The sequence below is a fragment of the Methylomonas sp. MED-D genome (assembly GCF_050276835.1).
Classification (GTDB): domain Bacteria; phylum Pseudomonadota; class Gammaproteobacteria; order Methylococcales; family Methylomonadaceae; genus Methylomonas; species Methylomonas koyamae_A.
Genome location: NZ_CP189965.1, coordinates 1,813,936 through 1,827,812, shown reverse-complemented (window position 1 = coordinate 1,827,812; position 13,877 = coordinate 1,813,936). Strand labels below are relative to the sequence as shown.

The following is a 13,877-nucleotide window of genomic DNA, read 5'->3' as shown; positions in this document are numbered from 1 at the left end:
GTTTGCCGTTACGATAGCCGCTTTAGACCTCAAGCCCTAGCCTAGTTTGCTATTTCAGATCGCCATACACACTATTCAGCCCATGCTCAACACCGCCCAGATAAAATGTCTCTCGGTATTCTCGATATTCGCGATCATAGGCTTCGGGCCTATTTCGCCCGGCTGTTTGATCGGGATGTATATTGTCGTCAAGCGCCCGGACTGGTTCCGCTTATTGATCGAGGCCATGTATCGAGATAAAGCGCGCGATACCGACTTCATCACTACCGCGCAAACCCGCGCAGCCAGAATTAAAACCTTCGCCAGCCTGTTTACGCTGTTCCTGATCGACATCGCTCCGGTCCCGGTCACACCGGTCATCGCCTTCGTCATCATCCTGAGCAGGCCGCACTGGTTTTACCAGGTGGTTCGGCAAGTTTACGGTCAAGTCGCGTAGCCGGAAGATAAGGCCTAAGGCGGCCGACACCTCAATCGACACAGATGCGGGGGCAGTGGAGGGTTGATCGGTGCTTCTCGTCCGGCGAAGCGGACGGCCGCCTGACTATTCACCCGACCTTATGAAGTTTTAATGGCTGTTTGCATTCTTGGATTTGAAATCAGCTCGACTCATGTTTTCTGACTACACCGTTTTCAGCAAAACACGATTGGATTCTAGCTGGGCGCGATAGCTTGTTATGTGCAAAAGTTAGTTGAGAGCAATGCTTGGTATCGGCCAATACCCGACAGAAGAAACAACTGAGTCAATAGCAGCTGTCCAGCCGATAGCTGGCGTAGTGTGCGGTGCGATTACGAACTGCACCAATCACGAACTATGCGCTACCCACAACATAAAACACAATTTTGAGAAAACGTCTACAAACGAAACAACTATTAACAATGGGATTGTCTTCAACAGAAGATATACCAAGTTACACAAAGCAACACAGGTTTGGAGACAATGAAATAATAAATTCAATTAACTCATCAACGCCGGCTCTTAGACCTTAATTTTATTAGCGCTTCATGTGTCAGATCTCTGCCAGCCATCTGCAGGGCATGGTTACGGTGAATTTGGTTATCGTTAAAGTCGTCATAGAGATAGTACATTTTGTTGATCGCTTGATAATAGCCCCTTCCCATATGACACATATCCAGGCTTTGTTCAAGAAAGCGACCGGCTTCTGCTTCTAAATTAAAGTCATTAATTTTTTCTTTAAATTGAAAACTCTGGCTTTTAAGAAACCAATAAAGATATAAGCTACTACCCATTTGTACAGGAGTAAAATGTAAAGGATGATTATATTTTTCATTAATATGCCAAAGCTCCTGAAGCCAAGCAGTTGTGTTTTGTAAGGCATCCTTCTCATTCGATAGGTAGGCACGTATTAAACTTACATTAACCAAGGTATTAAGTGCGTTTAACTGGTTTAATACTGGGTAGCGATGACGCTTAAGGGAGTATATTAGTCTTTTTTCAAAGTAGTAGTATAAACTAGAATCTCCGAAGCTGAAGGAAGGGAATTCGTTACCAATCCATTCGTCCACTACGTCGCGTAAGTCATTCACAAACTCATAGAGTTCGATTCTATTTTTATTTTTAGCCTCAATATTTAATAGAAAAAAATTAAATTCAACGCTATAGAGCAAAGTGAAGTTAAGGCGGAACTTGGAATCAAGTCGCCCATTAAATATGGCTTTGACTCTTTATAACAATCGACTGTAGATCTAGCATCATTAAATAATTCGTTTATATAATGGGTGTACCAAATAACTTTTCCTTTAATCTGCTTAATAATGAAAAATACTGACGAATGATGCTTAGTCTTTCCATGAGTGGCAAAATCAAACCAATACCAATGTAAGTACTGAGCTATGACTTCGGCGGTATGCATGGCTTCACGTGCTGCAGACTCCAGGTTACCTGCACGCAATAAGTACAATGAGCTAACAAAAGACAAATTTATTGCAAAATCAAATTGCTGCTGATGATTCAGATCATTAAACCTGCTTAGACCCATTTCGCTCTGGAAGACCATCCAATCTAATACACAAGCTTCGTCATCTCTGGTTGATTTAGAGTTGAAAAAATAGTCATCTAGTTGGCATATAAGCGTTATTGCTATCTGTTCAAACGTGTTACTCTGTTTCTCAACTATGCGATAATTTGAATCTTTAAATAAATCGTTAGGCTTAATTGTCGCAATTATGCTCTCCGAAATGTCGCCCAAACATTCTGCCACGCTTAGATAATAATCTGCTGGATAACGATTTTTTAGTAACGCCTCCGAGATAGAATTGCATTTTTTATTCGAAAATTGCGTTTTGATGTGTTTTCGAAAATAACGTGAAATAGCGATTGCACTTTTACGGTAATATACTCTAGCTATTTCGACATAATGTTGATTATTTGAGTTACTTGCATTATATTCTGAAACAGTTTCAACAAGCCCTTTATAAAAACATAAAGCCCCTGTTTTTTTAAACCATTGCGAACGAACAAAGTCCAGCTCTATTTTATAATTTCCGTCATTCAATACTGTATCAAAATCCTCTAGACCTCTCTTAAGCACACTAAGCGAGTTACTACTGGTATAGGGGTTTTTCTCCAACAACCAAGCCTGGGTGAATAACGGGTCGAATAACAAACCTAGATACTCAAGGATGTAGAAACTCTTGCCTGTGTGAACATCTGAAGGAGGCTGAGGACGAAAACCAAAATACTTAGGTGTATCCTGCTTCGTTGTTGCGTAAGCCTGAATCATGCTCTTGGCAAATTTAATACAGCGTTCACAACGGATCATCGCTTCGCTGTCGTTGTGCTCGCGTTCATAGGTCATAACGATTTTTAGAAATGTTCTGAGCGTAGCCGGCCCCCACTGCTGGATTGCTAACAGTGCATTTCCTGTGGATGGCTCGCTACCGTAAATGGCCTGAAGTAATGCGATTTCATCATCGCCATTACTTAGCTTTTCACCCAGATATTCTTTAAATAACTGATGTCTATTGGCAATACAACGTCTGTAATATTGCCTGGCGGTTTCATATTCTTGATAAAACTCGTGTAGCTCTCCTAACATATTTAAGATATCAGTATTATCTCGATTGCCGTGCTCCAGTTGTCTTTCTAGATGATCACGTAGTGTTTGACCTTCGTCCAAAGTAAAGTTGAATGCGGCCATCTCTTCTTCGGAATGTCGAGATAAGTATTCCAATTCGTTGGCGAAATAACTGCGAAATCGATAGGTATACATGCCATTTATAATTCGGTGCAGGTATCGGTCTGAATATTGTTGAACCAGCTCATGTAGTAGAGTCCGCAGATCGTGCCCGCGATGCATGTGGATCAGTTCGTCTATGAGTTCCAAGTTTTCCCAGGAAAATGCTCGTTGATGAAATTTGAAAAGAAAGTCCGATAGATAAATCAACGCTACTATTGTCTTGTCATCCCTATCCCGAATTTTTTCTTCAAAACCTTTGATAAGCTGTTTATAAACTCTAGCGATCAATTGAACCCGCATAACCTTATGATCGGGAAAATACAATACATCCTGGCAGTTGAAGCCTTCGTTCCGTGCCGCCTTACTGTCTACAGTCCGATCGGCAGTGCTCACGAAACTTGCGAGTAATTCATTCAGTCTCTTGGGGTTACCGGCACTACGGTATGCCAAAAAATCAGCGAATGCTTTAAGCCGACTATATTCTCGTTCATCTTCGTTCCTGTTTAAATGTTCGCCATTATCGGTATAGCGTATAGTCAAACTGTGCAGCAAAGTCTTAATTTCAGTAGGAAAATTGGGTGCCTTTATTTTCTCATTCAGTTCCAGATACGATGCCTGAATAAAACCACGCTGGCGCACGTCCCATTCTCGCAGCCCTATAACAGGCGCCCATATTCGCATTGACCAGTCTTTGAAGCGTATTCTTGCCAAATAAAACTGCCAAACAAGATATTCTTCAATACGATTATTTAAATGTATATTACCACTAGGCTGGATACCTGAATCGTTCGCGTTTCTATACCAATCTATACTTGTGTCAGTCAACAAAGAAGGCAGATAGATTTCGTCGCAGAATATGCTGGTTAACAACGGCTGACGCTTTGCGCCGTCGGCTAGCCAGTCATCATGAAGAAGCCTTCCGCCGAGGAATATATAACGCGCTTCGGATGAGGTGATAATACGTTTCATATTCGATAACAAACCTTTCATCAGATTTAGCCGATGTAACTCGCTATCGTTATTGTCGGGATTGCCTTTTAACTGCTGAGAATAAATATCCGTTGCTAATTTATCTAACTCGTCGAATACGAAGGTGATTTCTACCGATGGCGAATGCTTGCCTGTTTGCAATGGCTTAAAATAAGCGGGGTGAGAATGACTGATTTTATCCAATACTTGCATGAACAATAATTCCACCTGGCGGGAGTCAAGGCGTTGACGTTCGAAACTCTTTTCGTTTTCCTGATAATGTCCTGATATTGACGCACCGATACGGGAGATCAGATTAAGCTCTCGGCTATTTTTAGTGGTTGAGGTAGCGGTTAAGTCATGTAAGCTCTTAGCAAAAAGTTAGCGTGTATTGTGAGCCAAACCCTCGGCCAATTTCGTCAATAGCCTGCTCAAGCTCATCCGGCATAAATGTTTTGAATGGCAGCCATTCATATTTCATTTTATGCCACAGCAATTCAATCCGATTCAACTCAGGGCTATAGGGCGGCAGGAAATAAAATCGAATACCTTTCTCTTCCAGCAAATCCCAATACGGCTTCAGTTTTTTGGCCGTATGAATGGACGCATTATCTAAAATCACCACCAATGGCTTGCTGACGCGTTGGACCAATGCCATCAGAAAGCCAAAAAACCACAGACCATTGACGCTTTGCCACAGCTTAGTCAGCATTAATCGACCCGATGAAAGCAAAGCGCCAATGACGTTCATCCGCTGCGCGCGTTTAGCGGTAATGGCATGAACTTCTCCGCTTTTGGTCCAAGCCGAACGATTCGGTGGTTGTGGTGCAAATCCGGCCTCATCCACATAGGCCAATTCGATTTCGCCGGCTTGCGCTTGCTGAATCAGTGCGGCAATGTCGTGTTGGGCCCGCTCGAAGCGCTCGGGATCACGCTTTTTTTTAAACTGTAACGGGTGCGCTTCCATACATAGCCCATCCGTTTTAACTCGTTCCGCAAGGTGCTGGCGCTAATCGTCACGTCGCATTCCGTCGTTAGACGACTGACCAATGCCCGGCAGTTTAAAGGTTCCGCATCGATCCATTCTTTGAGCCGGCATCGATGCGCGTCAGTCAATTTACTTGGTGCACCACTGCGGGGTTGATCCGGTAAACTGTTCAGCCCATTTCTCCACCACTTCCGCCGCCGCTCCCGTATAGCTTCCGGTTTCACGCCTTGCTGTTCTGCAATCGCAATGACTGTCTGGCCATTGGCTAACATCAAAATGGTCTGTGCCCGCTCCCGTTCTCGCCAATCGCTCCCTTTTTTGATAATTTGCTGGAGCTGCTCTCGTTCGCTTTCGTTCAATTCTATTGCTCTTGCCCGCATTCTGTCGCTACCACCACACCTGAAATCTCGCTATTTTAATGCATGGTGATTTGTTGTTAAGCGCTTAACAACGCGTCAATTCTATCCAAATTTATCGAATATGGAATCAATTCAAGATTCCAGTTAATACGGCGGTATAAATAAAATATAAAAACAAATAGTATGAGATGGTACGCGCAAAAACTCATTACAAAACTTTTATCACAATTATTTTTTACATTACATTTCCTTTGGTAGTAATAAGGTATTCTAACATCAAATACCCAGCGTAGCAGCTCAGTTGACGATTTTGACTGAAAGTTGCTTGGCAATTCAATAGGTAATAATTCAAAATAGATAAATGGCAATAGTGTTTCTGAATAAAACCCACCTAATTCACATAATAATTTTGGTATTATTGGTAGATATTCATAGATATGCCCCTCATCCCGCTGGCAATATTTGTCTTTTAATATGTCGTTAACTGGCTTGTTTATAATAATCTTATGACCTTCAAATTGTCCAATTATTGTTTTTTCTCCATCCAGCTTTGCGCTATTTATGGTTGGCATAGTTACGCTAAATTGAGGGTCATCTGTGCATTCCTGATCGGTTGCTGAACATTCAATTTTTGTCGTGACGATTTCCGCATCAGTATTAAACCGATCAGTAGCTAAAACAGTAACTAATACCATCGCAGCAATTAATCCAAAAGCGGAACGCATTAAAACACAAGGGCTGCGCATAGAAACGAATTTTTCAAAATATTGGTGCCGAACATCCTGTGCCATAGCATGAATCACCCGACAGTGATCGAGTTCTTCAAATCCCAGATTTATCGTACTGATCAACGTTGAGAGATGGAAGCTGTTAAAATAGCCCAGAAATGTCAGCTCCTCATACTTGCGGTAGTGCTCCCGGTTAGTAGCCTGATGTTGTAAATATTGTTGTATTTCCTGGCGAGCAGTTTTTCTTTTATCCGTTTTTTCAGCATTTTGAGTTTTATACATTTCATAACTAGGCTGTTCAGAATTATGGTAATAACCAGGCCGATTCCTCCGAGGTGCCAAAGTCTTATCGCTTCTACAGAATTGATCAGGTCGAATAATCCACTCATATTCCATCAAAAATATCAATGAAACCAACATGACTATTAGCGTTATATAAACTAATTTTTCCTTTATCTTTGGAAGCAACGGAAAATACCCCCCACCTCCGGCATTGGCTTTTTTATCGTCACTCTCCTTAAATAGCCCGTTTGTATAAGGCCGATCATTTAGTACACAAAGACTCCAACTTTTAATGTTCGATATCGATTTATGGTTACAGCGATCTTGCCCTCTTACGTCAAATCTAGCAACTATCGGATGGAGCGTGTTCATGCTGATAATTAGCAAAAGAATCGCCTTTAAAGAAAATAACGCACTAGGATAAACCCTAGGTCTAAAGCAATCTCTCTTATATTTCAAGACATTTGTGACCTGTTCTTTTGTCGCATGAGGTTGGAATAAACATCGCAAGAAAGTGATTAATAAAATTTCACCAACTAAAAAAACCCAGCCAGAACTTGTATTGTAACTAAAAGAGCCAAAAACCAGCTCGTCTGCTAGTATTGTAATTATAGGAACATACAGCAATAATAAACCTAAACCAAAAAACCACCATTTGCTTTTATCAAGAGAGTGACTGATTTGTAGCTCATTCAGATGCTTTGGCAACTTGATAAGCCCTATGCATTTATTCACAAGCGCAATGCCCAATAGCTCAGTAGAAACTAATATATTACTTAGCCAATCAATATTTATTGCCTCATGGTCATGCACAAAAAACACGATGGCTTCTAACTGATATGTAAAAGCAGCGAATACAACTCCCGCCCCAAATAGCGATATTGGAATTATTCCCTCATATATTCTTCCAAATATTATTATAGTTTTTAATTTTTCAAACCATGACGATTTCTGTATGCGTTTGTCAATAAGATCTAACCATTCACCAAGAAGATATACCGCAGATACTGCAACAATTAAACGGCTCATAGTCAATACCGGTGATCCTCCATCTGGTAGATAGACAAATACAACCAGAAATGAGATTAATGCCACCAATGCGAAAATACTAGGTGCCATCCTAAAGCGCTGGAATACCAGTGTGAGAATTTTACTCGCATGGAATATCAGGTAAATTACGCATGCACTCAATATCAATAATGGAATCCACATAAAATTATTCCATTTGTCAATCGCATTGTACAATAGTACTTGTATCAGATCGCTGGCCACAACAAACGTTATTGCACCTAACATGCTTATAAACAACAGCCATATTAACGCGAAGATGGTGCGCCCGAAATCACTACGCCAGTAGCGTTCTATACGAGCTTTTTCATATTCATCCAGGCAGTACTTTACAAAACTACTTTTGCCCATGCCGCGCCGGCCAGTGACTAAAATTGCTTTTCGAGTGCCGGCGTTGGTGAGAAAATCAATAAGTTTAGTGCGAGCGCCTTCTCGACCGATCATTGATTCGTTGCAGGGAAATACATCCTCCACACCGGTATCAAATTTTCCGAATGGAATTGCAGTACGTTGCCCGCTAAAGTTATTATCATGTTGGTCTGACATCTTATTATTCCCTATTCGTTGGCTAAATCGCATTATTTTGATAGTACTGATTATTCGAAGTATAGTAAAGCTAGATAAGCTTAATAAGCCGCATCCCAATGTTTCTATAAACCAGCGCAAAACCGATCCTAAAGAAACAAAAACAAGAATATTCTAAAAATAATTCCTTACTGATTTAATGAAAAGTTAGTTATTTAGCGATATATCCACCAGTAATTTCTACTTCATATTGTTATACTTTTATCAGTTTGTATATATTCGGCGATACCTAATAGCGTTGGCAAGTCGTCCTTTAATCATCTGTGAGCGATCTACAACACCAATTCAATTACAACCACATCTTATTTTAATGTTGCAATATATCGCGGCATACCTCAACGTTACATTTGTACCGGTACAAATGTACTAATTCGGTGAAATTAAAAAAATAGAAATGACGACATATTTGATTCGTAAATTACGTTGGAATGGCGGCAATATGTTACATAGCTGCTTTCAAACAATTAAACAGGACTGTCGGATAAGGGTCGGAACAAGACGACCATACCTAGCCCTACAAAACGTTGAATTTTCCAAGAACTAAAATCCAACGAAATAACCGGAGCCAACATTAAATTGCTAAGGCTTTCATTCCAGCCTTAGCACGCAAACAGCCTTTTTTATGCCCGTTCGCCGGAGCACTTACGGTTAAACCCTAGAAAAGCAGGCTCAATAAGCCGGCGAGTAGCCGCAAACTAGCGGTTACTCGCCGGGTGACGGTTTGCGAATCAAGCCTCCGACAGAATGACATCGGCGGCTTTTTCGGCGATCATGTAGATCGCGCAGACGATGAAGAAACCCGGAACCCTTGGGAAGACCGACGCGTCCACGACCCGTAAGCCTTGCACGCCGCGTACCCGAAACCGGCTGTCCAGCACCGCCATTGGGTCGCCGTCTGCGCCGATCGGACAGGTGCAGGAGGCGTGATGGCCCCAGGATTGATAGCGGATGAAGTCGCGGATTTCGTCGTCGGTTTGCACGGCCGCGCCCGGAAAGGCTTCTTCCTCGATGATGCCCTTGGCGATCAGCGGGGCGGTCAGGCTACGCACGAATTTGACGCCGGCCACCACCGACTCCAAGTCTTCGCCGCCGTCCGGCGTGCCTTCCTCGAAATACTTGAAATTGATGTAGGGCCGCTCGCGCGGATCGGCCGATTTCAATTTCACTTCGCCGCCCCGGTTGTTAGTGTGCGCCTTCAATACCGCCCAGGTCAGGTAATTCAACTCCGGTATCCATTGCGAAAAGTTGGGGAAGTAACCCTGAAAGCGGGCCAGCAACGCAAAACAGAACAGATCGGGCAACTTGCGCTGTTTCAATGAACGCTTGATCACCGCCAGCACCGCGCCGTTGGTGGTATACACACCCTTGCGTTGGGTTTCCCATTCGGTGTATTGCGGATCGCCCTTGGCATAGCGCGCGCCCTTCAAAACTTCCCAGTCCTGTTTCATCTTGTTGACGACGCCGACTTCGTAGCGGTCCTGCAAATTGCTGCCGACGCCGGGTAGATCGACTCGCACCAGGATGCGCAAACGCTCCAGGTCCGCTTTCGGCCCGATGCCGGACAACATCAGCAACTGCGGGGTGTTGAAGGCGCCGCCGGCCAGAATGACCTCCTTGGCGGCGAATACCTGGTGGGTTTCGCCGGATTGCGTCGCCGGCTGATAATGGGCTTGGTAGAGTTTTTCGCCTTTTTGATATTCAACGCCGATGGCCCGATAGTCATTGTCGAACAACACCTGGGTCACCAGCGCGTTCAACTCGATATGCAACCGGTCGGGATGTTTTTGCTGTACTTCCAGCAAGCGGTCGCGAGTACTCAAACGGGCGTGGTTGCGGGTCATCAACGGCGGATAACGTAAGCCGGTAGCGTTTTTCTCGACCAGCCGCCAGTCGTTGGGATCGCCCAGGCTTTCGCCGAACCATTCGGCGCCCTCGATAGGATCGGTATCGATGTTTTTCCAAACTTCCTCGACCGATTCTTTCAGGGTTTGCACCAGGGTTTTGTCGCCCAGGGCTTCCAACGGGATGGCTTTTTCGGTTTGCAGCCAACCGCCGAAGCCGTGCCGAGTCGGGTTGATACCCAATTTGGCGGCCCAGCGGTAGCTCGGCAGACGATGGTGGCAGTCTTCCATTTTCTCGAAATAACCGCGCATGTTGTCGGCGTGCCAGCTGGCGTCGCCGGTCAGATCGGCGATGTGATTCCAGTCGTCGTTATGCGGGTACACGGTGATCATCGCATTGTGCGCGGTACAGCCGCCCAGGCAGCCGGCGCGCGGATACAGCACGCCGTCCACCTTTTCGCCGTCCCACACATCGCGATATTTCTCGTCGCGGCGTTGCAACTGGGTATCGCCCCAATGGCGCACCCAAAAATCCCAACGCATGGCTTTGTTCTCGTTGGACAGGGCGTGAAATACCGGCACCTGGTAGTCTTCCGGCAGGCGGTTGGCGTCGGAAATCGCGTTGCCGCCCTGCATCTTTAACGGATCGCCGCCGGCTTCCAACACCAACACCTTGCGGCCGTTTTCCGCCAATCGAGCGGCCAGGGTGCCGCCCCCGGCACCCGACCCCACCACGATATAGTCATATTTTGTGCTATCGCTCATAGTGGCTTCCCCGATCAGAAGGTTTTCAACAATTCGATCAAGGCTTCCTTGTCGGCGTCGCTCAAGGCCCGGTCTTTTTCCTCGGCCAAGTAGTCGGTACCGAAGTAGTGGCCGCGATTGACCACGAAGTCCGGACATTTGCTGACGCTCAACATGTCGTCGACGATTTTTCTGTCGTCGAAAACCTTGATCGCCTCTTCGTCGCTAGCGCCTTGCGGAATCGCTTTCAAGGCCTTTTTGACGTCCTTCAGCACTTTGATTAAGTGAAACACGTGCTTGGGATCGCTGGGATCGAGGTTCATGTTGGACACCAGATTGACCGGCGTGCCTTTCGGAATCGGCCCCAGTTCCACGCCGGACTTATCGAAGGCCCAAGGTTTCAACAGGCTGAACGGCTCGACCAGCGGTTGCAGCAAGTCCGGCAGATAGCCTTTCGGCACCCGCAGATAGCTGCTGGCGGTCGTGACATCCACTTGGCCTTTCAAGACCTTGCGTTCGGCCGGATTGGCGGAATCGACCACCACAATGTCGCGGTTGCCGCTGCGTTTTTCGGGCCACAGGATTTGCCGGATCGAGTCGTCGAAGGATTTGAGCCGGTCTTCGACCGAGCCGCTGGGATAAAACTTGCCGACCGAGTTGTTCAGTAAATACGGCGCGGTCGACCACAGACTGACCAGCGAGGCCGGCCGGGTGTAGCCGCGGCCGCCGCCCGGCATGTCGTAGTCGTAGGCGGCGCCGGTGATCGGATGATGCACCGTGTATTTGCCGACCGACGGCAGATCCTTGTAGCTTTGCGAGGTGAAGTTATCCCAGATGTTGTTGGCTAAGCCGTTGGTCGCCAACGGGCTGCAGGCGTTGGTTTGCAACAGGGTCACCGGTACCCGCAATTCGGTGGACAGGAAGTTGTCTTGCAGGAAGTCCGGCTTGGCGACGATGGCCTTCATCTCGGTTTTGAACTCGTCGGTTTTGCTCCACTTCCAGTAGTTGTTCCAGCAGCTTAGGTAATCCGAACCGACGCAACCGTTGGGGAAGAAGCTATAGGCTTTTTCCGGCAGTTTGCTGGAATGGCAACGGGCGCACGTTTCGGCGAACACCTCCTTGCCGCGTGTCAACACCTCGGCCGAGGCTTTCAGATGTTGTTCGCCGCCGGGAGCCTTGCTCAGATAGTCCGGCTGGGCGGTGGCCAGGAAGAACAGCGCCAAGTCGGGGGTTTGTTGCTCGGTGGCATTCCAGTAGGACGAGTTTTTCCGAGCGGTAGCGATCGGGAACGGCGAGATTTTTTCGCCGCCGATCAAGGGGCGGAAGTGTTCGGTCCATTCCTCGCTGAACAGGCCGATGTTAACGAATACCCGGTTCAACGCACCCAGCGCGCCGACCGAATCGGCACCGTCCTTGAGCACGCGCGGCGTCCACACCGTATCCGGTTGTTTGAAAAAGCTGTTGAGCGGGCTTTCGGCCGGCAGTTTCAAATCGTTGAACTGACGATTGTTCAGACCGCCGCCGGCGATGCGTTCCTGACCGAATTTCAGCGCGTTTTTCATCCGCGCGCCCAAGTTATAAACCGCGTTCATCGTGCGCGGATTGTTGATGTAGTCGGTCGAAACCAGCGAGGTATCCAGCGCGCCTGGCCGCGAGGTATGGAACAACTGGAACGGGAAGCTGGATGGATCGGCCTCGTAGGAGAAAATCCGGTCTATCCAAAAATACTGGGCACCGGGATTGGAATTGAGATTCTCCCATTTGGGATTTTCCGGATCGGCCGGCGGATTGGCCGGATTGGGGCCGACATGGCAAAAGCCGCAAGACATGCCGACTCGGTAAGGCCGGATCAGGTCTTTGTTGTTGTAATAGCTGGGATCGTTATAGAACTTTTCCGGGTTCCATGCCTTGGCGGCTTTCTCGTCGAAATCCGGATTCGGAAACAAACGCAAGCCGACCACGCCAGTCGCGTAACCGTAGTAGGAGCCGACCGGCACGGTTTTACCGCGCGCGCCGATTTTAACGCCGGGATATTTCGTTTCGTCCTCGAACGGGTCGGCCGGGCAATCGCCGGTCCGTTCGTCCAGCCACAGGCCGAAACGGTCCTGGCGCGGCGCGGTTGGTTTCTTGAAGCAGGGTTCGTTGACCAGACCCAAATAATTCCAGCGATTGTCGCGGCTGAATTTCAAGGTATCGTGGCTGGACAGCATTTTTAAAAAATCCAGCGTGCCGACGCTGGTTTTGCCGATGTCGTTCCAGAAGCGGTCGTTGCCGGCGGTCCAGACGATCCAGTTGTTGCGGCCGCGTACCACCGCGTCGTGAGCGTCCTTGGCGGAAATGCCCGGCACGTAGGGGCTCAGCGCGCGCGCCAAGGCCTCGGGGTCCTTGCTGGCGCCGTAGTCCATGTCCTTGAAGTAATCGTCGTCGGCACCCTTCAGGGTTTCCGCGCCGCGGCCGGCTTGCAGGGCTTCGTCCTTGACCTTGCCGGCCTTGGACCAAAACGTCGCGTGCGCCGTTGACGACGATACCAGTATCGCCACCAGCGCCAATAACTTGGGTAGTTGTGAGTTCATGATTTCCTCCGGATAGATAGATTCAGCGGGCAACGCCTTGTTATGGTTATTGGCATTTGCTCGATAACGCCGACAGCGGCTTGTGCCTGGGCGGGCCATCCCGCGCCGCTGCGTTTTTCGCGCGGCTTCTCGAGCGGTGGCGCGCGATGACGCGCCGCTCGGCAAGCCGTGAGTTAAACCGAGCCGCGCCTTGGCGCCGCCCGGTACGGGATTCGATCGAAGTCGCGGTTGACCAGGCGTCCGCCGTACTCGGCGATCGGCCAGTAGCGCTCAGCCAAGCGGCGGCGAGTTAAGACGACATCGATAAACGGAACTGGAGCTTAAAAAAATCCGCGCGTCCGAAACCGAAGTCGGCTCGCCTTGCTGCCGTATCCAGGCGCAAAAAAAACCGCCGGCCGGAGGACGGAGGCCGGTCGGTAAGCGGGCAAGTTCGGAGGTGCGCCGATTCGAAAACAGACGGCGAGCAAGCGTTGCGCCTAGCGGCGGCTTAGTAAAGATGGTAGGAGTTTCGCGGAGTGCGTTACCAGCGAGAGCTAAGGATTT

8 protein-coding genes are annotated in these 13,877 nt (G+C 47.5%); 1 reads left to right on the top strand and 7 read right to left on the bottom strand.

What is annotated here, in order from left to right:
* Positions 1-82: 82 nt before the first annotated feature.
* The gene (locus tag ACQE3E_RS08060; RefSeq protein ID WP_427501482.1) at positions 83-436 is read left to right on the top strand and encodes a hypothetical protein; all 354 of its coding nucleotides are present in this window, start codon (positions 83-85) and stop codon (positions 434-436) included.
* A gap of 527 nt (positions 437-963) precedes the next feature.
* Here the strand turns inward: ACQE3E_RS08060 and ACQE3E_RS08055 are convergent.
* The 7 genes from ACQE3E_RS08055 to ACQE3E_RS08025 all read right to left on the bottom strand — a co-directional run bounded on the left by ACQE3E_RS08055 (position 964) and on the right by ACQE3E_RS08025 (position 13,334).
* Positions 964-1,524, bottom strand: a complete 561-nt coding sequence (locus ACQE3E_RS08055; protein ID WP_427501481.1) for a hypothetical protein — start codon at positions 1,522-1,524, stop codon at positions 964-966.
* A gap of 65 nt (positions 1,525-1,589) precedes the next feature.
* Positions 1,590-4,379, bottom strand: coding sequence for a hypothetical protein (locus tag ACQE3E_RS08050; protein ID WP_427501480.1), 2,790 nt, complete (start codon positions 4,377-4,379; stop codon positions 1,590-1,592).
* Between the two features lie 157 nt (positions 4,380-4,536).
* Entirely contained in the window at positions 4,537-5,133 is a 597-nt protein-coding gene (locus tag ACQE3E_RS08045) for an IS630 family transposase (RefSeq protein WP_313728407.1), read from the bottom strand.
* The gene (locus ACQE3E_RS08040) at positions 5,052-5,534 is read right to left on the bottom strand and encodes a helix-turn-helix domain-containing protein (RefSeq protein ID WP_313728406.1); all 483 of its coding nucleotides are present in this window, start codon (positions 5,532-5,534) and stop codon (positions 5,052-5,054) included. The genes ACQE3E_RS08045 and ACQE3E_RS08040 overlap by 82 nt, the downstream gene beginning before the upstream one ends.
* Positions 5,535-5,590: 56 nt before the next feature.
* Positions 5,591-8,137 carry a hypothetical protein gene (locus tag ACQE3E_RS08035; protein WP_427501479.1) on the bottom strand — a complete coding sequence of 849 codons (2,547 nt, stop codon included), beginning with the start codon at positions 8,135-8,137 and terminating at the stop codon, positions 5,591-5,593.
* 767 nt (positions 8,138-8,904) lie between these two features.
* A complete protein-coding gene (locus ACQE3E_RS08030) occupies positions 8,905-10,782 on the bottom strand; it encodes a GMC family oxidoreductase (protein ID WP_427501478.1) in 1,878 nt (625 codons plus the stop codon).
* A gap of 14 nt (positions 10,783-10,796) precedes the next feature.
* Positions 10,797-13,334 (bottom strand): hypothetical protein, encoded by a 2,538-nt coding sequence (locus ACQE3E_RS08025; protein ID WP_313728463.1) that lies wholly within the window; start codon positions 13,332-13,334, stop codon positions 10,797-10,799.
* Positions 13,335-13,877: the final 543 nt, after the last annotated feature.

Coding starts and splice junctions, on each gene's coding strand:
- ACQE3E_RS08060 (WP_427501482.1), top strand. CDS start 83: ATGCTCAACACCGCCCAGATAAAATGTCTCTCGGTATTCTCGATATTC.
- ACQE3E_RS08050 (WP_427501480.1), bottom strand. CDS start 4,379: ATGCAAGTATTGGATAAAATCAGTCATTCTCACCCCGCTTATTTTAAG.
- ACQE3E_RS08045 (WP_313728407.1), bottom strand. CDS start 5,133: ATGGAAGCGCACCCGTTACAGTTTAAAAAAAAGCGTGATCCCGAGCGC.
- ACQE3E_RS08040 (WP_313728406.1), bottom strand. CDS start 5,534: ATGCGGGCAAGAGCAATAGAATTGAACGAAAGCGAACGAGAGCAGCTC.
- ACQE3E_RS08035 (WP_427501479.1), bottom strand. CDS start 8,137: ATGTCAGACCAACATGATAATAACTTTAGCGGGCAACGTACTGCAATT.
- ACQE3E_RS08030 (WP_427501478.1), bottom strand. CDS start 10,782: ATGAGCGATAGCACAAAATATGACTATATCGTGGTGGGGTCGGGTGCC.
- ACQE3E_RS08025 (WP_313728463.1), bottom strand. CDS start 13,334: ATGAACTCACAACTACCCAAGTTATTGGCGCTGGTGGCGATACTGGTA.